This is a genomic window from Funiculus sociatus GB2-C1, assembly GCF_039962115.1.
In the GTDB taxonomy this organism is placed as follows: domain Bacteria; phylum Cyanobacteriota; class Cyanobacteriia; order Cyanobacteriales; family FACHB-T130; genus Funiculus; species Funiculus sociatus.
Genome location: NZ_JAMPKJ010000009.1, coordinates 1 through 19,309, shown reverse-complemented (window position 1 = coordinate 19,309; position 19,309 = coordinate 1). Strand labels below are relative to the sequence as shown.

The following is a 19,309-nucleotide window of genomic DNA, read 5'->3' as shown; positions in this document are numbered from 1 at the left end:
GAAAGTTTGCGCGATCGCGTTGATCCCTAGAGAGTAAGAGATATAATTCAATCGTTTTGATAACTCCAACTTAACCCCTATCTTAATTTTATTGATAAATTAGTCTCCCCAAGAAAAATTCTATACATACCATTGGATCTTTCATTCATAAGCTAGGGTTGTAGGTTAACCATTCCTCTATTAAAGGTGATAAAGTTACATTTAACGCAGAGATACAGCAGAGTTGACTGACATCTAGCAGTTAACGCAACTGAATTTAGCAAACTTTTTTGAAGCTAATTGCCGCACACCTATAAGTAGGTTAGCGGCTAGCTTATAGCGACCAATTATCAATTGCAGTAAACCTTTAACCTTTATAGGAAATAGGGCTTTGCTGTATCTAATTGGCATAGCCGTTTGCGTTTAAAAAGCATCTTTTTAAGAAGTATCTGCTGCCTACAAAATCACAGGGAATCCATTCCGAGGAGATGTTATGAGCCAGTTTTCCAATCAAGTTTCCCGCCGCAAATTTCTCTTAACTGTTGGAGCATCTGCTGTAGGTTCTGTATTGCTAAAAGGCTGTTTGGGAAATCCCCCCGAACCAGGCAACGGCACTCTAGCACAGACAACTACGGGTGCTGCTCCTGCTGCTAACATCAGCCCAGAACAAGCGCCAGAAACTTCTAAAGTAAAACTAGGATTTGTCCCCATTGTAGAATCTGCTCCCCTAATTATTGCTAAAGAAAAAGGTTTCTTCGCTAAATACGGCATGGCGGAAGTTGAACTTTCCAAGCAAGCTTCCTGGGGTTCCATGCGGGATAACACCGAGATTGGTTCAGCCGGTGGCGGTGTTGATGGCGGCCAATATCAGATGCCAATGCCGCATTTGATTTCTGAAGGTATTATCACCAAAGGTAATCAAAAAATTCCCATGTACTTACTAGCTCAGTTGAATACTCATGGGAATGGAATTGCCCTTGCTAGCAAGCATCTAGGGAAAGGAATGTCATTAAAAATGAACGGCGCAACTGCATTCTTCAACCAACTCAAATCAGCAAATACTCCGTTTACAGCCGCCCATACTTTTCCTCAAGTTAACCAAGATTTCTGGATTCGCTACTGGTTAGGAGCAAACGGCATTGACCCAGATGCTGATATGAAATTAATTCCCGTACCATCTGCTCAAACTGTTGCCAACATGAAGACGGGGACGATGGATGCTTTCAGTACAGGTGACCCCTGGCCCTATCGAATTGTTAAAGATAAGATTGGCTTCATGGCGGCATTAACCGCAGAAATTTGGAAAAATCATCCTGAAGAATACTTGGCTTTAAGAGCAGATTGGGTTGATAAAAATCCCAAGGCAACTAAAGCGATTTTGAAAGGTATCATGGAAGCGCAACAGTGGTTAGATAATTTTGATAACCGGAAAGAAGCAGTACAAATTCTCGGTTCACGGAATTATTTCAACCTTGCACCAGAAATTCTTGAAAACCCAATGATGGGCAAATACGATATGGGCGATGGTCGTGTCATTGACGATAAATCAATGGCACCTTATTACTGGAAAGATGAAAAAGGTAGTGTTTCTTATCCCTATAAGAGCCACGATCTTTGGTTTATCACAGAAAGCGTCCGCTGGGGCTTTTTGCCTGAATCTACGTTGGCAAATGCTAAAACCATTATTGATAAAGTCAACAAGGAGGATATTTGGAGAGAAGCGGCTAAGGAAGCAGGAATCGCTGCTGCTGATATCCCCACCAGTACATCTCGTGGCGTTGAAGAGTTTTTTGATGGTGTCAAGTTTGACCCAGAAAATCCCACAGCTTACCTGCAACAACTGAAAATCAAGAAAGTGAAAGCTTAGTCTGTTATCAGCAGTTAGTTGGTAACAAATAGCAGACAACGGACAAAAAATAGTAGACCAATCACCCATTACCATTACCCAACTTTAGGAGAAGACTGTCCATGACAACGCTACAAAGACGCCCTTCAACTACTTCCCAGAACGCCTGGTTCTCCCGCCTAAACAAGCAATTCCCCGACCTGATACCGCCATTTATCGCGATCGCTATCTTCCTCCTCGTGTGGCAGCTGTTTTCTTGGACTCCGGGTGCAACGCTACCAGGACCTATTCAGGTAGTTAAAGACACTTGGATACTAATTTTCTGGCCTTTTTATGACAAAGGTGGTACGGACAAAGGTTTGTTTTGGCAAATTCTCGCTAGTTTACAGCGGGTGGCTATTAGTTACTCCTTAGCAGCGATTATTGGTATTGCCTTGGGCATCTTGATTGGTACGAATAAATTGATGTCCAAAGCTTTAGACCCCCTCTTCCAGTTATTGCGAACTGTACCGCCTCTAGCTTGGGTGCCAATTTCTTTGGCAGCATTGCGCCAAAACGAACCAGCCGCCCTTTTCGTAATTTTTATCACCGCTATCTGGCCTATCTTGATTAATACAGCGGTGGGAGTGAAGCAAATCCCTCAAGATTACAACAACGTCGCCAAAGTTTTGCAGCTTTCACGGAAAGAATACTTCTTCAATATTCTCATTCCTGCTGCTTTACCCTACATTTTCACAGGTTTGAGAATTGCAATCGGTTTGGCTTGGTTGGCAATTATCGCAGCAGAAATTGTGATGTCCGGGATTGTCGGGATTGGCTTCTTTATCTGGGAAGCTTATCAGAATAACGCAGTTAGTGAAGTTATCTTGGCTTTAATCTACATCGGTGTTGTTGGTCTAGTGCTAGATAAAGCGATGGCTTGGATCGAAAGGCGGATTGTACCTGAAGCACAAAAGTAACTAATGGCTAATAGTTAATGGCTAATTGCAATTAGCCATTAGAAACTGACAACTGACACCTGACAAAGGATATAGGACAAGTAGATGAGCGTTTTTGTTGCTGTTGACCAAATTGATAAGGTGTTTTCGTTAACCGGAGGTGGCACCTATGTCGCCCTCAAAGGAATTGACCTTCAGATAAAAAAGGGAGAATTTGTTTCTCTAATTGGTCACTCCGGTTGTGGTAAATCCACCCTATTAAATATGGTGGCGGGTTTAGATTTGCCAACTGAAGGTGTAGTGACGTTGGAAGGACAACGCATTACTAAACCTGGCCCTGACCGGATGGTAGTATTCCAAAATTATTCACTATTGCCTTGGCGCACGGTACGGGAAAATATTGCGTTAGCTGTGAACTCGGTGATGAAAGATTTGCCAGCCGGGGAACGCAAAGCAATCGTCGAGCAGCATATTGATATGGTAGGGTTGCGCCATGCTGCCGATAAACCACCAGCTCAATTATCGGGTGGAATGAAACAGCGGGTAGCGATCGCACGCGCCCTCGCGATTCGTCCCAAGTTACTGCTATTAGATGAACCGTTTGGTGCATTAGATGCACTGACACGGGGTAACTTGCAAGAACAGCTGATGAGAATCTGCGAAGAAAACCAAGTCACAGCCGTCATGGTGACTCACGATGTCGATGAAGCGGTGCTGTTGTCTGACCGAATTGTAATGCTGACCAACGGGCCAGAATCCAAGATTGGTCAAATTCTGGAAGTTGATATTCCCCGACCCCGCAAGCGGATGGAAGTAGTAGAACATCCCAGCTACTACAGTTTGCGGAGTGAGATGATTTACTTCCTCAATCAGCAGAAACGGATTAAGAAAATTCGCGCCAGGAAGACGACCGCGATCGCGCGTCACGGACTAGAAAAAGTTAATCTCGATATTGGCTTCTTACCTCTCACCGCTTGTGCGCCTCTAGCGATCGCTAAAGAAAAAGGTTTCTTTACCAAGCATGGACTTGATGAAGTCAACCTGATGCGCGAAACTAGCTGGCGGGGAATCACCGACGGCATGACTGGCGGATATTTAGATGCTGCCCAGATGCCCTCCGGAATGCCCATCTGGTTAACCCTGGGAGGTCATGAGAACCGCCCCGTTCCGGTCGTCACCTCCCTGACTATGACCCGTAACGGCAACGCCATCACCCTCGCCAAGCACTTCTACGAGGAAGGCGTGTACACCTTATCTGATTTTAAAGATTACCTGCGTCGCACTCCCGATCGTCAGCACCGGATGGGAATGGTGCATCCCAGTTCCATGCACAACCTGCTGCTGCGTTATTGGCTAGCAGCAGGTGGCATTGACCCCGACCGCGACGTATCCCTCAAAACCATCCCTCCCGCCCAAATGGTGGTAGATTTGCAAGCCGGAACGATTGACGGTTACTGCGTCGGCGAACCTTGGAACCTCCGCGCCGCCGAGGAAGAAATTGGCTTTACGATTGCGACAGACTTAGAAATTTGGCTGGGACACCCAGGCAAAGTTCTAGGGGTGCGGGAAGATTGGGCAGCAGCTTATCCTAACACCCACATTGCCTTAGTTAAAGCTCTCTTAGAAGCTTGCAAATACTGTGCAGATACAGCGAATGCCCAAGAAATTCGGGAGATATTGGCGCGGCGAGAGTATGTAAGTACCGATTTGGCTTACATCCAGATGGGAGAACCAAACTACTCTGCCTGTAGCTTAGAGCATCCGATGCGCGAGTATGCCCATCACCAGTTTTACGGCGAAGGTGGTGTCAACCGTCCCAGTCGCACTGAACAACTTTGGATTATGACGCAGCTAGCGCGTTGGGGCGATACTCCTTTCCCCAGAAATTGGGTAGAAATTCTGGAACGAGTCTGTCGAGTTGGTGCGTTCAGCACAGCAGCGCGAGAACTGGGTCTTGATATTAGTTACACTCGCGGCCCAATTCAATTGTTCGATGGCACTCCCTTTAATGCCGATGACCCAATTGCCTACCTCAACAGTCTGGCGATTAAACAGGATTTTTCAGTTGCGGAAGTTGTCATCGATTCAAGGACGAAGACAGCAGCTTAAAGAAAGGCAAAAGGCAAGAAGAAAGAATTTCCTGTTTTTACTCTTGCCTTTTACTGATTCTCTCAAATGCTTCTCTTAAAGCTATCTCTCCTCTGCGTTTTCTAGACCTCTGGCAAAAGTCAGCCCTGAAATAAATTTCGGGCTGAACGCCAAAGTTAGCTTTAGCTAACTGGCAGACATTTTCAGCCCGTTTTAACGGATTTTAGCTTTAAGCCTGTAGCTTGCTTCTCGCTTTGCAAGTAGTTTTAGTTCAAGGCATTTAGGCAAGAGGTCTTCTGTATCTGAAGCGGTTCCTTATCTGGCAATTTAAGCCTACAAGCTGAGTAAGTAAGCGAAACAATCCCACCCTACTCCTAACTCTTCAACAGCCATGCAAGCCTTCAACTTTCAAACCTCAACTTCTTTAACTCAAAGCTCAAAACTCAAAACTCAAAAGTCCCCTAGTTCACCGTTTTTGGTGATTGAGAACGTCTCCAAAGTTTATCCAACACCAAAAGGCCCTTACACGGTGTTGGAAGACGTTAACCTCACCGTACAGCAAGGCGAGTTTATCTGCCTCATCGGTCACTCTGGCTGTGGCAAATCAACACTGTTGAATATGGTGTCGGGCTTTAATACGCCTAGCAGCGGCGAGGTGCGGGTTGGCTCTAAGCGCATCACTCAGCCAGGGCCAGACCGCATGGTAGTATTCCAGAATTACGCTTTGTTGCCTTGGCGGACTGCGTTTGAAAACATTTACCTGGCGGTTAACGCAGTTTATCCTAATAAGCCGGAAGCTGAAAAAAGGGCGATTGTAAGAGATCATCTAGCGATGGTGGGACTCACAGAAGCTGCTGACAAAAAGCCGCCCCAACTATCTGGCGGGATGAAACAGCGAGTAAGTATTGCCCGTGCTTTGGCGATTCGTCCCCAAGTCTTAATTCTAGATGAGCCTTTTGGAGCGTTGGATGCGATTACCAAGGAAGAATTACAGGAAGAACTGCTGAAAATTTGGAACGACAACCGGGCGACGGTGTTGATGATCACTCACGATATTGATGAGGCTCTATTTCTAGCAGATCGATTGGTGATGATGACGAATGGGCCTCATGCTAAAATTGGCGAAGTGCTGGAAATTCCTTTTCCGCGTCCGCGCGATCGCGCTCGCATTATGGAAGATCCGCAATACTACAAACTGCGGAATCACGCTCTGGATTTTCTCTACAATCGCTTCGCCCACGACGACGAATAAAGCAAAAGGCAAAAGGAAAAATAACCTACCTTTTTTTCCTTTTGCCTTTTATCGTGTTAATTATCAAAAATACTAGCAATTTTAAAATAATATGAATAGTGTGTCTATAAAAAGAGACTGGCAAAATGTGGATAGGTAAGAAGCTAAACAAACAAATTAGATCAGCTTTCAAAGATGAAAATTTTCTGCACGCACTGGAAAATATAGAGGGCATAGTTTCCAAGGTTCTTTCGGTTGCGATGATTTTGGTTATCCTGTTAGCAATTTGGAATCTAGGCCTTTCTTTGGTACAAATGCTGATTGGTCAACCGGAAGAGCCTTTTACCAAAACATTATTCAAAATATTCGGATTATTTTTGAATGTTTTAATTGCTCTTGAAATTTTAGAGAATATCACTGCATATCTAAAAAAACACGTTATTCAAGTTGAGTTAGTTATTGTTACTTCTTTAATCGCTGTTGCCCGGAAAATCATCATTCTAGATTTAGAAAAAACATCAGGCGTTGACATAATTGGGTTGGGAATTGCCCTTTTATCTCTTTCAATTAGTTATTGGATTATTCGCCACATGAATGCCAAATAGCATAGCGAATAAAGCAGATTGGGGAATGGGGACTGGGAACTGGGAAGAGGAAAGAGTTGCATTCTTCTTTTACTCAGTCCCCAGTTGTAGGTTGGGTCTTTGGAACCTCACACAACAGACATAAACATTTGTTGGGCGAGGTTCCTTAAACGCCATGCCCCTCAACCTATACAGGTTGTAGACTTTTAGCTTTAAGTGAACCGTATTTCCCAGTACCTAATCTCCAGTCCCCAGTCCCCTGTACCCAGTCCCCTGTACCCAGTCCCCAGCCCCTAGCCCCAGCCCCCACCATAAATCCCTACTTAGTGGGATCTGTTACCTTGACTACTATGTTAAAACTGAAAATAATGTACCTGGCACTGCTGCGAGATTTCTTGGATACCGACTACAGACAAGGCTAACCGCCGTATCTAAAATTTGAAATTGCTACTGGCATATCCTTGAGTGCTTTGATGTTTGTTTGGACTGAATGGGATAAAACTATTTATCGGCTGGTACAAGACAACCGCAGTAGGCACCCAACACCCAATACCTAACACCCAATGCGCCTGAGATTTTCTCAAGATATTAAGTCTCTGCTTGAGAGGTTAGCCAATCAGCCGCTAACCCTAGCAGACATTCTGGCAGAAACCTCTGAACGAGGGTTTAGCCTGGTTATCGGCTTACTCACTCTGCCGTTTCTGTTTCCAATGCCGCCTGGATTTACCGTAGTTTTAGGTAGCGGTAGCTTACTTTTAGCGCTACAGATGGCTTTTGGATGGCGTTCTCCTTGGCTACCGAAACGAATTCGTCAGTTCAAATTTCCTCGCTGGTTTATTCTGCAACTGTTGAAAAACCTGCAACGAGTCACAGGTGTGCTAGAAAAATTGACTCGTCCCCGTTTTCGTAGGGTGGCAGAGAATCCCCATGCGTGGCGATTGAATGGAGTGTGTATTGCTTGGCTGACGGTATTGTTGATGTCACCCATCCCGTTGACTAATCCGATTCCCGCAGTTGGCATTTTGTTGTTTGTCGTTGCCACTTTGGAAGCTGATGGTTTTTTGATGTGCGTCAGCTATGGGTTAACTGGGGCGATTACTTTGTTCTTTGTATTCATTGCAGGCACGTTTTGGCAAGCGTTTAGTCTGTTTATGCAACAATTTTTTCAGCAGTAGAAAATCAAAATAAATAAATATTGCTTTGTTAAAATGTATTAAGCAATGCTGGCAACAATCGGCTTTAAATGCGCTTATTCATGCAGAATCCTCCCTACACTCCGCCTTGGCTGCTAAGAAATGGTCTATCAATGACTCTCTACACTGCTTTGCAGGCAGGTAAGGAATGGGAAAAGACTACTGTAGACCCGGAACCACCTTATCGAGAAACAGTTTTTACAGGTGCGGGTAACGTGCCAATTTTTGGCTGGGTGGCGATTCCAGAAAAGGCGCACAGTACAATTGTTGGCACTTATGGCATTACGGGCAGTTTGGATAACCAGTGGTTTCTAAGACTGCTGGGACGCAAAGCGTTTGCCCAAGGTTATGCAGTGGTACTTTTTGACTGGAGGGCGCACGGCAAAACAGCAGAGTTGTCTCCTACCTTAACTTCTGATGGTTTGTACGAGGGGGAAGATTTTGTCCGTATTGCGGCGACGGCGAAGGGAATGGGTTGTCCGGCACCGTTTTGGTTTACGGGGTATTCTTTAGGGGGACAACTGGCACTGTGGGCGGTAAAAGCTGCACAGGAGTTAACGAAGGAAGGTCAGGATTTAGGGTTGCAGGAAGAGGAAATTGGGGGCGCGGCAGTTATTTGTCCGAGTTTGGATTCTAACCGTTCGCTGTCTTATTTAGTGAAAGATCCCTTGGGCAGATATTTAGAACAAGCGATCGCACGAGAATTGAAAAAACTGGCGATTCGGATGTATGATGCTCATCCTGGGGCAATAGAGCCCGCAGCAATAGAACGGGCTAATAGTATTTGGGGTTTTGATAACGAACTGGTAATCGGACGCTTGGGCTTTCCCTCAGTGGAGGCCTATTATGACGCTAGCAGTGCATTACACATATTGCCTCACCTGCAAAAACCAACTTTGATTTTATATGCTGCCGATGATCCAATGTTCGATCCGTCAATTGTGGCAGATTTGAAGAAGGAAAGCGATCGCAATCCTAACATCCACTTAGTGCTAACTCAATACGGTGGTCATGTCGGCTACATCAGCAGTCGAGAATGTCAGCATCAAGCAAAAGATCCTGATCCTTGGTGGGCGTGGAATCGAATTTTAGAGTTTTTTAAGCTACGGTAAGTTACCAAACCGGGTAGCAAAGTTGGAATTTCGCGTTGGAGACAAAGCACGCGCCTTGAGAATTGCTGCTGTCAAAAAGGCATAGGATAGCACTCCCACGACTGCTAACAGCAAACCGCTGACAGATCCTGTGGCGTTCCAGAGGGCATGGAGTCCAGATGCGGTGAAATACCCTACTACTAGAATTGTCCAACGCTTACTAGGTTTGAGCGCACTTAATCCAATGAAATACCCAAAATAGCCACTATAAGCCATGTGTCCTGCCACTGAGCCTAAAATACGGGGAATTAGAAGTTGCAATCCTACCAATTCTCCCGCCCCTTCCCCAGCTTGCAGCGTGATGTTTTGAATAATATTGGGAACGTATTGTCCCAGGGTTTCCAACAGGGTGAAGCCGACTGCGGAAGCCGTTCCTAGCAGAATACCATCCAGGGGTTCCCAAACTCCGATGCGATCGCGCCACTTCTTAGAAGGAAGCCTGCGTCCAATTAAATACAATGCCAGCACTGGCAACGCCTTCAGCAATTCTTCCATCAACCCTGCGCCGAAAAACATTCGCACAAGTAGACTGGGAAATTCCCTAAAGCTTACCTGTTCGGCACCTCTAAGTATTGTATCCACGTCCCCAGGCAGGATAACGCGAAAAACATAGATAAATCCTAGTAACAGCGGACTGACGAGAATTAAGGCGGTAGTTGAAGCTGAAAACAGTAGCACCCACCACGGCTTATGTTTGCCGCAAAGTTGGTAGACAAAATAATAAGCCGCCCCAGCCAGATAAGATGCCAGCACCAGATTAAATACTATTGGTGTCCCTACGGCGGCGAACAGCAAGATTACAAATGCGACTGTGAGAATGCCTGGTACCAAGTAAGCTTTTTTAGTTAAATCTCTTCCTGTGGAAAGGATGGGAAATAACTGGGTAAAAGTTACCCCCTCTGGCTGAGGTGGCGGTGGCGTTACTGACGCAATTACTGCCTTCGTCTGAAGCTGCGGCGGCGGCGTTACTGGTGGCGAGGACAGTTGAGTTTTGACGGAGGCAACTTGGTACTCAAACATGAATTCGGCACCGTTTTGCCCTAACATAATGCGATCGCCTGACAGCAATTTTTGCCATCCCTGCAAGCGTGTCCCATTTACATAGGTGCCATTGGCACTATTCATGTCGCATATTTCCCAGCCTACTGATGCGCCTCCCGACTGCGAGAGAGGACGAATAGTGGCATGCCGACGGGATACAATACCGTGCTGGGTAGAATCTAAGACAATTTGACAACTTGGTTCGCGCCCTATCGTTACTTCCCGATTTCCAGGTAGCGCGTAAGGCGGCAAAGGCGTAGTAGTGGCACCGCTGGACAGTAGCCGGAGAAACCCATTTGCGTAACTCTGACCAGTCATTTTTTAGAGATTGGGAGAAAGCGTTAGCGATTAGCTTAGCAATTACCGCTGATTATCGAGTAGGGTTCTGGCAAAAATTACAGGGCGACTAAAGTTGCGGCTAACCATAAAAAGGTGTGGAGACGCTGGATACAACATCTCCACACCTTTTCATGAATTTTGGTTTGCATCTCGAACGGCGGCATAAAATAGAAATCCCACTAAGGGAATGCTGGCAGCCAGAATAATTCCCGTAGTCAGACTACCCAGCCGGGGGTCTCCAGAAGCAAGTTCAAAGACGGAACCAACAGCTGCTATCCCTGCTACGCACGAACCAAGCAAAAATACACCACTTTTCGGAGTCATCATGACGGAATACTACCATCCCTTGGGTGCGGGATTGACAGCTTGAGCCGAGAAGCCGTGCTTTTTCAACTCTTCATTTAACACCAAAGCATTGTCTACGCGGTCAACAAACAGCACCCCATTCAGGTGATCCATCTCGTGCTGAATGGCGCGGGAAAGCAGCCCAGTTGCCTTCATACTACGCGGACGGCCCTGTTCGTCTTTGTAAGTGACTTCAACCATTTCCGGGCGCTTCACGTCGATATAAACACCAGGAATAGAAAGACAGCCTTCTTGAAACATACACAAGTCGCGCCCGAATTTCTTGATAGCCGGGTTAATCAGCACTAAAGGCTGATTAGCGGCGTTATCCGGTTCGGTGTCAATGACAATCAGCTGTTTGTGCACTGCCACTTGGGGGGCTGCCAAACCGATACCATCTGCGCTGTACATGGTTTGCAGCATTTCCCGCACGAGTTGCCGAATTTCGTTATCTACCTTGGCAATACGCTTGGCAGGGTGACGCAGGACGCGATCGCCCATATAGTGAATCTCTAAAGGCGGTTTTTCTAACTTTTTCTTTTCGACGGCAACTTCACTCGTCATGGTCATGGTATTGCGACTCGCAAGACAGCTAAATTTTAAACATTGCGATTTTCTTATATCTTAACAGTTCTCAGTTGTTAGCTCCCTTGCTACTTAACTCCCTTACTCTCGTCCCCCAACACGTACTTTCATCAACAACGCGCCGAACGCGGTAGCATAAATTTTTCCCCCTCTGCGGCAAATTTACCCCTCACCATCAGCACCGTCTCATCAAATACGTGGGGAAATGCCCTGATATCTCCCGCATCCAAAAGTTCAGGACTAAAGTATATCGTTACCTCTTCAATGGTTTGGGGTATTCTGTCGATAATTTCTTTCAACGGGCATATCTGCGTTGCCACTATATCAAAAAGGTGGAGTTGGGTATCTTTTATCTCCATGCAAGCGATTAAATCCAAATCTTCTGCATAGTATAAAGGGCGAGTTCCTTCGTTGAAGCAAAATACGGCTTTTTCTTTCACAACTCCAACAATATTAGAAACAGGTGTCCGCGTTTCCAACAGTCGGTGTAGCAATTTTAAATCTTTGGCATCATCAAAATTCAGTATTCTAAAACCATCCCTGCTGCTCTGGGAATCCCATCTGATTTTAAACACGAATTCTTCTAGTTTGCGAAAGCCAAAAGGCTTATAAAAATCCGGGTTCGGCGTTGTCAATACCAGCGTTTGATAGCATTTATCGCAGTATTCCAGCACCTCCTCCATCACTTCGCGGTAGTAGCCGCGCCTGCGAAATTCCGTCCGCGTACATACTCCATGTACTCCCCCTACAGTCACCGCTTGTCCCATAATTTGCATAGGAATTTCTAACACTCCTACATGGGTAACAGCTATGTCGTCCTGAAAGCGAATAAACGGAGTTGAAGCATCTTCCCACGATGCGCCTAATTTTCTGCCGCATTCTGTTAATTCCCCTAATCCAGGAAACACGACTTCAACCAAGTCAAACAACTTATTACTTAAATTGGAGTCAGCAGAGAATGACTGTTTAAAGCGATACTGATTCATAACTTCACCATAATTATTGTCAGCGGTTCAGATACCGAACTCCTTAAAGAAGTCCGGTATTTCGCCTTCACGAATCATTTAGGAATGCTATAGATACTACAAATACTACAACATATTAGAGGCAATGGGGAGCGATTCGGGAGAGTAGAATCTAATGCAGCTCTAAAATCTACTCTTCAAAGAATCGAACGCCCGTGCTATAAACTCTCTGATGATGGCTGTGGTTGAGGAGGAAATTCGTGTTTAAATTCCTAAGTAAATTAGATTACCTACTGCGCGAAACATTGCGGGGCTTGCGACGCGGCGGTTGGATGAACTGGGCGGCGGTTAGTACAGTCACCGTGTTACTGTTTCTATTTGGCATGAGTCTGCAAGCATCTTGGCAAATGGAACGCCTGCTGACTCAATTTGGCAGCCAACTGGAAGTATCTGTATATTTAGATCCTGGGGCGCGAGTGGAAATGGTCGCCCCGGCTGTGGAAAAAATGCCAGAAGTGGTTGAGATAAAAACGATTTCCAAAGAGCAAGCTTGGAAATCTCTAGTTAAAGAACTCTTAATTTCCGATATCGACGGTGCTACCCAGCAGCTAGAGGGAAATCCTCTCGTGGATGAGCTAAAAGTCAAGGTACGTAACTCTGAGATAGTGCCAATTTTAGCCCAAAAGCTGGTAAAAATCCCAGGTGTGGATGGCGTACAGTATATGGATGAAGCTTTGCAACGATTAGCTCAGCTGAATAAAGGTCTGAGCTACGTTAGCCTTACTATCACCACCTTACTTACTTTGACGGCAGTTGCAGTAATTACAACAACAATTCGTCTGATTGTGATGGCACGACGGCGGGAAATTGAGATAATGCAGCTGGTGGGAGCAACTACGGTATGGATTTACCTGCCGTTTATTTTACAGGGAATTACCTTTGGTTTGGTTGGGGCTGCGATCGCTTGGCTTCTCATCAGCACCGTTGGACGTACTTTGAATAACTTGCTTACTTCTCAACCGAATTTTATCCAATTTCTGGTCAACGGTTTGCAACTTAGTCCAATACAAATTTTTATGTTACCTGTGATTCTCCTGTGTCTCGGCGGTTCGGTAGGCTTAATCGGGAGTTTGTTTGCTGTCCGTCGCTTTGCTGTACGATAATCAATCCAAAATCTAAAATTAAATTATGCGATCGCAATGGGAATCTTTACTACAAAATCTTGGGGAATGGCAAGGCTCATTTACCCGACTTTCGCCCCAAGTAGAGTTACTGGAAGACACGCCTACAGTTGTCTCCCTGGAAGGTTTAAACAATAACCAAACCATTCGCCAAATTATCCGCCGCTTACCACCCGGTCAACAGGCAGAAGAGAAAGTTTTAGAATATAGTTCTCTTGGAAAAAGCGTTTTATTTTTTGAGAATGGGGCATTTTCTCAAGGCTCAATTCAACAAGCTCCTTTCTCAGAATTTGGGGCGGAATTAGGTTTGATTGATGGCACCAGAAGGATGCGCTTGGTGCAGCTATTTAACCGTGAAGGGAAGTTAGATAGAATTACCTTAATACGGGAAAAATTAGCCGAGACAGACTCCCCAGAACGCCCAGCCTTAACTGTTAATGATTTGGTGGGAGAATGGCAGGGAGAAGCGGTGACAATTTATCCAGACAATCAAAACACTGATACTTATTCTAGCACGCTGAAGGTAGAGCAAAAAGAAAGCGATCGCTTATTTCAGAAATTGACTTTTGGCGACAGAACCATCACTTCAACCGCTAAAATTAACGGTTCCATTCTTCACTTTGACCAAAATAACCTGCCAATTCAAGTATTATTATTACCAGATGGTGCCTCTTCCAACTGTCCCCTACAAGTGAAAGGTGGTCAAGCCTTTTTTCTAGAAGCAGGATGGTTATTGCAACCAAATTTGCGCCAACGGATGATTCGCAGCTATAACAATAAAGGGGAATGGGTTAGCCTCACCTTAGTTACAGAACGTAAAAGGTGACATGAAAAGTTTATAAACTCACCTTTCCATCACGTGAAACCGTCTCTTCAAACACTAAACCGCCAGCTTCTACCCGCAGTTTACCTTGTTTCCAACCTAGAGAGATAGGGCTATTTCCTTCAGTTGGCTTGTATAAAGCATAATTTTTAAACCAGTCATACTTGACACCATTGCGAACAATAGTTGGCAGCTCATTTTGAGAATTATGAGTTACTTTCAGATTATCGCCATTAACTCCTTTTAGCTGTACTGTACCAGCTGCTATCTGGCTCAAGTCCAACTTACTTTTTTTCTTCACAGATTCTTTAAAACTAGCATAACTGCTTGTAATTTTATCTCCCACCTCCAGCGTAAATCCAGCATATTGATTCCCTTGAGGTGTGGCTTTCAGCATTACTTCATCGCGGTATAACTCCTCTAGTTTTTTTCCTTTAATAGGAATTTTTGTGTAATTATTTAGGTTTATGGGATGAACAGCCAGCCAAGTCTTTTCAAACTTAAAGAACCAAATTCCATCTTCAATTTCTGATACGGCAGTTTTAGGAATCTGAAAATAAAAGGGTTGGTTTGAGGCTGGCCGTAGCCAAATCAAAAGATTGCGGTATTGTCCTATTTGATCGCCTTTATTTTTTCCAGGCTTTAGCCTGTCGCTACCAGTATTGGCTACAAAATAATCCACCCCACGCTGAGAATTTTCAGCCATCAATTTGAAAGTTCCAACATCACCATCGCTAAACTCTGCAACAACACTACCCAGTTGATAAGTATTACCGAAAAATGTGGTTTCCCAATAACCAGGTTTATCTTCACCTCCAGGTTTCCAATTTTCATAAACTGGCTTGGTACTAAGTAATTCAATCGGCTTTTTAAACTGTTTTCTGGCTAATGCTACAACTGCCAATGGAGGACGGTAACTGCTAGTAACTACGTGAATTGAATCGCGTTCAGGTTTAGGATTAGGTAGCGAATTATCCCCAAAATATAGCCATAGCAAACGTGCGGCAGATGAACCATAAACTACATTACTATTACCATAATCTCGTTTAGATGGCCCCCCGAAACCACCGTGATAATACTTCAATGCCCCCGCAGCACAAAGCCAATCTAAAGCTGCTTTACCTAACATTTTCGCTTCTGTATCTTTAGCGAAATCGTAAAGATTAAGATACGCAGCTAGGGTATGACCGTGATAATTTTCCGAATCCCACTCGCCCATACCAATATGATAAAGCGCCCAAACATACCGCTGAATTCTCTTTTTATAAAGCTGTCGCACATCTTCATTTCCAGTTTCCTCCGCCATTAGATAAACGGATATCTCTCGCATCGCCCTGAGATTATCTGTATTGCGTCCATCCACCCAGCTACCGCGCACCTCTGGCCCCCAACCGTCACCGCCACGACCTTGCCCATAAATTGGGTGAGGACGACCATTGGGATCTTGCTGCGTCCACTTTTTTGCACCTAAAAACATTCGTTGTTTGTAGGCAGGATCTAGGAATTTACCGAAGAAGAAGTATTTGCGAATTTGTCCTTTGAGAGTGAAAGAATAGTAATAGTCAATCCCTTCGGTGTGGGCGTTATCTTTGGCTTGATTATCTTCATTTTCAAGAAATGCGATCGCTTTCTCCCGATTTCCATCCAAAAAGTCAAACATGGCATTAGGATAAGACGCTTTTTCATTCTCTCCATAGGTGTTGCCATATTTTTTGCCTGCGTAATACTTAATAACTTCTTTAGCTCGTTGCTGAAATTCTTTTTCAAGTTCAGGTGTCCACTGGTTTTTAAATGCCTTTGCAGGGGGCGGCTCCGCCTGAAGTAAGTTTAAAGTATCTGGACTAGGTGTATTGGCGCTGGATACGAGAATAGTGCGATCGCGACAAGCCAATACCAGTAGAGCCAGTACGGATACTGTCGCTGCGTAGCGAAAAATTGTGAACCGTTTCATCAGCAACAAAGGCTATTTAGCTGTAATAATTTTGGCATAATTTATCTTTGTGTTGCTGAATATACTCTTATTTTTGATAAGATTTAGCAGTCATAAATGCCCACTGCATTACTGCTGGACGAAACTCGCTAACAGCAATTTGACGGTCTTCTTCATTGAGGAAGCCAATTGCTGCATATGCTTCTGGCTCGCGCTTTGTACTACTTATTAACGTGATATCATGAGTTTCTTTAAAGCGGGACAGAATAGTTTCTGAAATTGTTGGGTTTAAAAAGTCATGTAATTCAACTAACACGTCGCTGTATCTAAGATTAGGTGCCAGATCCGGTTGTAGTAAATCAACTTCACCGCCTTCACAATCCATAAATACTAGCGATTTTTTATCTATTGCCTCATTCAATGCTTTTATATCGCATTCTCCAGCAAAAAATATACGGTCAAAAACACCATTAGCTCGTGCCATTTCCTTAGACATTCGCCTAGCAATGGGGTTAATCTCGAAAGCATAAATCTTGGCGGTAGGTATCTTTAAAGCAAATCCAACTGCATAGTAACCTTCGCCACTACCAACATTGATGATGTTGTCGTAGTTTGTTTGAATTACAGAGCCTAAAATTTCATGCAATTCTTCCTCGTAACAACCTATAAGCGTTGGTACTAATGCTGCGCCTCCCTTGCGTCCTACATGAACCATGCCAGCAAAAGGGCCACTTTGAACAACTAAACCGTATTTTTGAATGATTAGATTGTTAATCCGTTGGATGTTTTCGGGAAGTTTAAGCTTTTGGTACCCGTGATAAGTGTTGTAGACTTCCGGTAAAGTTCGCCGCACCAACAAACTGATATAGTTGCGAATTTTCATAGAATTTAATTTTAAATTCAGCAATTTGGGTATTCGCTTAATATAGTTCCAATTCGGGAAATGCGATCGCATTCTGGGGAAAATGTGCGCGATCGCAAGCTTGGGAAAGGTACACCAAGGTAGTGCCATCGCTTAATTGAAGCTAAAACGAGCTAATCTTTAATGGCAATTACTCGAATTCGTCTGTAATCTGCAAACCAAGTGCCATTTTTATACAGTGTTGGACGCAACTGCTTTTCGATATCAGCAATAATGCTCATTTTTTGATCAGCAGGAAATGCAGTCAAAATATTATTTGCAAACATTTTTATCCAATTTTGCATCCCTTGTTCTCCATCATCTAATGGTGTTGGACGGTCAAATAGGGTTGCGAAAGTTAACTCTAAACTATGTTCTTCTAATAAAGCACCATATTCCCCAATACTGGGAAAATACCAAGGATTTAGAGCTTCCTCGACAGGATAACCGGCAGCTTGAATGGCATTATAGATAGCTGTAACGATTGCTTTAACATTTCCCTTCCCGCCAAATTCAGCCACAAAACGCCCTTTTGGTTTTAACGCTCCATAAATACCAGACACAACTTTTTCAGGCTCTTTTATCCAATGAAGTGCCGCGTTTGAAAAGACAGCATCAAACTGTTCTGTAAATTGTAAATTAGTTGCATCTATTACCTCAAACTGTAAAGCAGGATAATTTTTTCGTGCCTGCTCAATCATCGTGGCTGCACTATCAATGCCAACTACTTTAGCACCAAAATTTGTAATTTTTTCGGATAAATGACCTGTTCCGCAGCCGATATCGAGAATAAATTCCCCATGTTTTGGAGATAGCATTTCTACCACATCTGATCCTAGCTGCGAGACAAAAGAATGTTTACGATCGTAGAGTTCTGCATTCCACTGATTCTGAAATGTAGTTTGTGAATCTTGCCTACTCATATTGAGACTAGCTGCTGTGCTTATTTATATAGAAATAAATACTCTACCATGCTCTATTCGGGTTGCGATCGCACTCTCGGAAACATGGATGCGATCGCACTCTCGGAAACATGGATGCGATCGCTATTTTGGCAGGTGCGATCGCACTCTGTGTATATTGGAATCAGGACGCGAGAGTTACAGAAGAAAGTCTATGTCTACTTATAACGAGGTACGCCATCAGGTAGAAAACCTCAGTGCTGAAGAACAACTACGGCTGTTAGAAGAATTAGCAGCACTAATTCATCAGCGAGCAATATCAGAGCATCAGACTAGCAGCCAAAAATCACCAGGGAAAAATTTTGACCAATGGTTTGGATTTTTACCTGAGCGCATTGATTCTCTAGAATTCCAGTTGCAACTCAGATCAGAATGGGATGAGTAGTAAATATCTACTGGATACTAACATTATCATTGGCTTCTTTAAAGGAGAGTTAGCTGTAAAATTTATCTTTGACGAAATTGAAAGGAGCGATGCTACAGGATTTTACTGTCCCATTACTTGGGTAGAGTTACTCTGTTACCCTGCGTTGAGCGACACTGAAGCGTTAGAAATGCGAGAATTTTTGCGGAATCTCAGATGTGTATTACTAACTGAATCAGTTTTAGATGGTGCTGCTCAAATCCGTCGTGATTATCGTACTAAATTAGGAGATGCTTTAATAGCAGCTTGCGCCTTGATTGAGGGTTGTACGTTAGTAACTCGCAATGTTAATGATTTTCAGCGCATCAATGGGTTGATTGTGTTGAATCCATTTGATAGTTAGCGCTCGCCATATTAGTAGAAGCGATCGCATTCTGGGGAAGATGGACGCGATCTCTCTTCCTGGTTCCGTTATGCCAGAAGACGCGATTTATTACTTACAATTACCGGGTGTGTTAGAACCTGTGCCGAATTGGGAATACTAAATATGTCAGCCTTTTAATATCTGTGAGATTAGTCATGACTCAAGAAGCTCAACAAGCAATCGATTACTACCTAGAACGGTTGTCCGCCTGCCGCCAAACCCAAGATAGGCAAGAAGAGCTGGCTTGCCTGAGCCATCTGGCAGAGACCTATGCAGGACTGTTTCAGTTTTCACAAGCTATTGATTACCACAAGCAGGTTCTTACCCTGACTGCCTGACAGAAGTAGGTGAAAGCCAATAGCCGCGGGGAATTTGTGAAAAAGGGTAGAGGGACATGAGAGGCTAGAGTTACCACACAACAGCCATCTATTCATGACAA

The 19,309-nt window shown here is 44.2% G+C and carries 21 protein-coding genes; 14 read left to right on the top strand and 7 right to left on the bottom strand.

The window, feature by feature from the left end; all coding sequences use genetic code 11:
* Positions 1-472 precede the first annotated feature (472 nt).
* The 7 genes from NDI42_RS06505 to NDI42_RS06475 all read left to right on the top strand — a co-directional run bounded on the left by NDI42_RS06505 (position 473) and on the right by NDI42_RS06475 (position 8,971).
* Positions 473-1,846 carry a CmpA/NrtA family ABC transporter substrate-binding protein gene (locus NDI42_RS06505; protein ID WP_190459507.1) on the top strand — a complete coding sequence of 458 codons (1,374 nt, stop codon included), beginning with the start codon at positions 473-475 and terminating at the stop codon, positions 1,844-1,846.
* A gap of 101 nt (positions 1,847-1,947) precedes the next feature.
* The gene (ntrB, locus tag NDI42_RS06500; RefSeq protein WP_190459506.1) at positions 1,948-2,784 is read left to right on the top strand and encodes a nitrate ABC transporter permease; all 837 of its coding nucleotides are present in this window, start codon (positions 1,948-1,950) and stop codon (positions 2,782-2,784) included.
* Positions 2,785-2,868: 84 nt separating this feature from the next.
* Positions 2,869-4,872 carry a nitrate ABC transporter ATP-binding protein gene (locus tag NDI42_RS06495; RefSeq protein WP_190459503.1) on the top strand — a complete coding sequence of 668 codons (2,004 nt, stop codon included), beginning with the start codon at positions 2,869-2,871 and terminating at the stop codon, positions 4,870-4,872.
* Between the two features lie 370 nt (positions 4,873-5,242).
* Complete coding sequence (locus NDI42_RS06490; RefSeq protein WP_190425842.1) at positions 5,243-6,103, top strand: nitrate ABC transporter ATP-binding protein; 861 nt, start codon at positions 5,243-5,245, stop codon at positions 6,101-6,103.
* A gap of 125 nt (positions 6,104-6,228) precedes the next feature.
* Complete coding sequence (locus tag NDI42_RS06485) at positions 6,229-6,687, top strand: phosphate-starvation-inducible PsiE family protein (RefSeq protein WP_190459501.1); 459 nt, start codon at positions 6,229-6,231, stop codon at positions 6,685-6,687.
* A 542-nt stretch (positions 6,688-7,229) separates the two neighbouring features.
* Complete coding sequence (locus NDI42_RS06480; RefSeq protein WP_190459499.1) at positions 7,230-7,841, top strand: exopolysaccharide biosynthesis protein; 612 nt, start codon at positions 7,230-7,232, stop codon at positions 7,839-7,841.
* A gap of 80 nt (positions 7,842-7,921) precedes the next feature.
* Entirely contained in the window at positions 7,922-8,971 is a 1,050-nt protein-coding gene (locus NDI42_RS06475; RefSeq protein WP_190459497.1) for a YheT family hydrolase, read from the top strand.
* Here NDI42_RS06475 and NDI42_RS06470 read toward each other — a convergent pair.
* From NDI42_RS06470 to NDI42_RS06455, 4 genes are all read right to left on the bottom strand, one after another.
* Positions 8,963-10,369 (bottom strand): PrsW family glutamic-type intramembrane protease, encoded by a 1,407-nt coding sequence (locus tag NDI42_RS06470; protein WP_190459495.1) that lies wholly within the window; start codon positions 10,367-10,369, stop codon positions 8,963-8,965. The genes NDI42_RS06475 and NDI42_RS06470 overlap by 9 nt on opposite strands.
* Before the next feature lie 150 nt (positions 10,370-10,519).
* Entirely contained in the window at positions 10,520-10,714 is a 195-nt protein-coding gene (locus NDI42_RS06465) for a hypothetical protein (RefSeq protein WP_190425861.1), read from the bottom strand.
* 12 nt (positions 10,715-10,726) lie between these two features.
* On the bottom strand, positions 10,727-11,299 hold the full coding sequence (def, locus tag NDI42_RS06460) for a peptide deformylase (RefSeq protein WP_190459650.1): 573 nt from the start codon (positions 11,297-11,299) through the stop codon (positions 10,727-10,729).
* 131 nt (positions 11,300-11,430) lie between these two features.
* Positions 11,431-12,306: a GNAT family N-acetyltransferase gene (locus NDI42_RS06455; RefSeq protein WP_190459493.1), complete on the bottom strand. Its 876-nt coding sequence runs from the start codon at positions 12,304-12,306 to the stop codon at positions 11,431-11,433.
* 239 nt (positions 12,307-12,545) lie between these two features.
* On the opposite strand from NDI42_RS06455, the gene NDI42_RS06450 reads away from it, so the two are divergent.
* Both NDI42_RS06450 and NDI42_RS06445 read left to right on the top strand, forming a co-directional pair.
* Entirely contained in the window at positions 12,546-13,448 is a 903-nt protein-coding gene (locus NDI42_RS06450; protein WP_190459491.1) for a permease-like cell division protein FtsX, read from the top strand.
* A 25-nt stretch (positions 13,449-13,473) separates the two neighbouring features.
* The gene (locus NDI42_RS06445; protein ID WP_190459489.1) at positions 13,474-14,292 is read left to right on the top strand and encodes a DUF3598 family protein; all 819 of its coding nucleotides are present in this window, start codon (positions 13,474-13,476) and stop codon (positions 14,290-14,292) included.
* 10 nt (positions 14,293-14,302) lie between these two features.
* Here NDI42_RS06445 and NDI42_RS06440 read toward each other — a convergent pair whose 3' ends face one another.
* The 3 genes from NDI42_RS06440 to NDI42_RS06430 form a co-directional block, all read right to left on the bottom strand.
* Positions 14,303-16,240 (bottom strand): hypothetical protein, encoded by a 1,938-nt coding sequence (locus NDI42_RS06440; protein ID WP_190459487.1) that lies wholly within the window; start codon positions 16,238-16,240, stop codon positions 14,303-14,305.
* 67 nt (positions 16,241-16,307) lie between these two features.
* Positions 16,308-17,231 (bottom strand): class I SAM-dependent methyltransferase, encoded by a 924-nt coding sequence (locus NDI42_RS06435; RefSeq protein ID WP_190459485.1) that lies wholly within the window; start codon positions 17,229-17,231, stop codon positions 16,308-16,310.
* 23 nt (positions 17,232-17,254) lie between these two features.
* On the bottom strand, positions 17,255-18,043 hold the full coding sequence (locus NDI42_RS06430; protein WP_190459483.1) for a class I SAM-dependent methyltransferase: 789 nt from the start codon (positions 18,041-18,043) through the stop codon (positions 17,255-17,257).
* A 48-nt stretch (positions 18,044-18,091) separates the two neighbouring features.
* On the opposite strand from NDI42_RS06430, the gene NDI42_RS06425 reads away from it, so the two are divergent.
* The 5 genes from NDI42_RS06425 to NDI42_RS06405 are packed head-to-tail and all read left to right on the top strand — an operon-like array spanning position 18,092 to position 19,208.
* Positions 18,092-18,250, top strand: a complete 159-nt coding sequence (locus NDI42_RS06425) for a hypothetical protein (protein ID WP_190459481.1) — start codon at positions 18,092-18,094, stop codon at positions 18,248-18,250.
* Positions 18,237-18,467 (top strand): hypothetical protein, encoded by a 231-nt coding sequence (locus NDI42_RS06420; protein WP_190459479.1) that lies wholly within the window; start codon positions 18,237-18,239, stop codon positions 18,465-18,467. The genes NDI42_RS06425 and NDI42_RS06420 overlap by 14 nt, the downstream gene beginning before the upstream one ends.
* The gene (locus NDI42_RS06415; protein WP_190459477.1) at positions 18,460-18,849 is read left to right on the top strand and encodes a type II toxin-antitoxin system VapC family toxin; all 390 of its coding nucleotides are present in this window, start codon (positions 18,460-18,462) and stop codon (positions 18,847-18,849) included. The genes NDI42_RS06420 and NDI42_RS06415 overlap by 8 nt, the downstream gene beginning before the upstream one ends.
* On the top strand, positions 18,839-18,991 hold the full coding sequence (locus NDI42_RS06410) for a hypothetical protein (RefSeq protein ID WP_190459474.1): 153 nt from the start codon (positions 18,839-18,841) through the stop codon (positions 18,989-18,991). The genes NDI42_RS06415 and NDI42_RS06410 overlap by 11 nt, the downstream gene beginning before the upstream one ends.
* 34 nt (positions 18,992-19,025) lie before the next feature.
* A complete protein-coding gene (locus tag NDI42_RS06405) occupies positions 19,026-19,208 on the top strand; it encodes a hypothetical protein (protein WP_190459472.1) in 183 nt (60 codons plus the stop codon).
* Positions 19,209-19,309 lie beyond the last annotated feature (101 nt).

What these genes read in the sequence shown, in the direction of transcription:
- NDI42_RS06505 (WP_190459507.1), top strand. Translation starts at nt 473, where the DNA reads ATGAGCCAGTTTTCCAATCAAGTTTCCCGCCGCAAATTTCTCTTAACT.
- ntrB (WP_190459506.1), top strand. Translation starts at nt 1,948, where the DNA reads ATGACAACGCTACAAAGACGCCCTTCAACTACTTCCCAGAACGCCTGG.
- NDI42_RS06495 (WP_190459503.1), top strand. Translation starts at nt 2,869, where the DNA reads ATGAGCGTTTTTGTTGCTGTTGACCAAATTGATAAGGTGTTTTCGTTA.
- NDI42_RS06490 (WP_190425842.1), top strand. Translation starts at nt 5,243, where the DNA reads ATGCAAGCCTTCAACTTTCAAACCTCAACTTCTTTAACTCAAAGCTCA.
- NDI42_RS06485 (WP_190459501.1), top strand. Translation starts at nt 6,229, where the DNA reads ATGTGGATAGGTAAGAAGCTAAACAAACAAATTAGATCAGCTTTCAAA.
- NDI42_RS06480 (WP_190459499.1), top strand. Translation starts at nt 7,230, where the DNA reads ATGCGCCTGAGATTTTCTCAAGATATTAAGTCTCTGCTTGAGAGGTTA.
- NDI42_RS06475 (WP_190459497.1), top strand. Translation starts at nt 7,922, where the DNA reads ATGCAGAATCCTCCCTACACTCCGCCTTGGCTGCTAAGAAATGGTCTA.
- NDI42_RS06470 (WP_190459495.1), bottom strand. Translation starts at nt 10,369, where the DNA reads ATGACTGGTCAGAGTTACGCAAATGGGTTTCTCCGGCTACTGTCCAGC.
- NDI42_RS06465 (WP_190425861.1), bottom strand. Translation starts at nt 10,714, where the DNA reads ATGACTCCGAAAAGTGGTGTATTTTTGCTTGGTTCGTGCGTAGCAGGG.
- def (WP_190459650.1), bottom strand. Translation starts at nt 11,299, where the DNA reads ATGACGAGTGAAGTTGCCGTCGAAAAGAAAAAGTTAGAAAAACCGCCT.
- NDI42_RS06455 (WP_190459493.1), bottom strand. Translation starts at nt 12,306, where the DNA reads ATGAATCAGTATCGCTTTAAACAGTCATTCTCTGCTGACTCCAATTTA.
- NDI42_RS06445 (WP_190459489.1), top strand. Translation starts at nt 13,474, where the DNA reads ATGCGATCGCAATGGGAATCTTTACTACAAAATCTTGGGGAATGGCAA.
- NDI42_RS06440 (WP_190459487.1), bottom strand. Translation starts at nt 16,240, where the DNA reads ATGAAACGGTTCACAATTTTTCGCTACGCAGCGACAGTATCCGTACTG.
- NDI42_RS06435 (WP_190459485.1), bottom strand. Translation starts at nt 17,231, where the DNA reads ATGGCACTACCTTGGTGTACCTTTCCCAAGCTTGCGATCGCGCACATT.
- NDI42_RS06430 (WP_190459483.1), bottom strand. Translation starts at nt 18,043, where the DNA reads ATGAGTAGGCAAGATTCACAAACTACATTTCAGAATCAGTGGAATGCA.
- NDI42_RS06425 (WP_190459481.1), top strand. Translation starts at nt 18,092, where the DNA reads ATGCTCTATTCGGGTTGCGATCGCACTCTCGGAAACATGGATGCGATC.
- NDI42_RS06420 (WP_190459479.1), top strand. Translation starts at nt 18,237, where the DNA reads ATGTCTACTTATAACGAGGTACGCCATCAGGTAGAAAACCTCAGTGCT.
- NDI42_RS06415 (WP_190459477.1), top strand. Translation starts at nt 18,460, where the DNA reads ATGAGTAGTAAATATCTACTGGATACTAACATTATCATTGGCTTCTTT.
- NDI42_RS06405 (WP_190459472.1), top strand. Translation starts at nt 19,026, where the DNA reads ATGACTCAAGAAGCTCAACAAGCAATCGATTACTACCTAGAACGGTTG.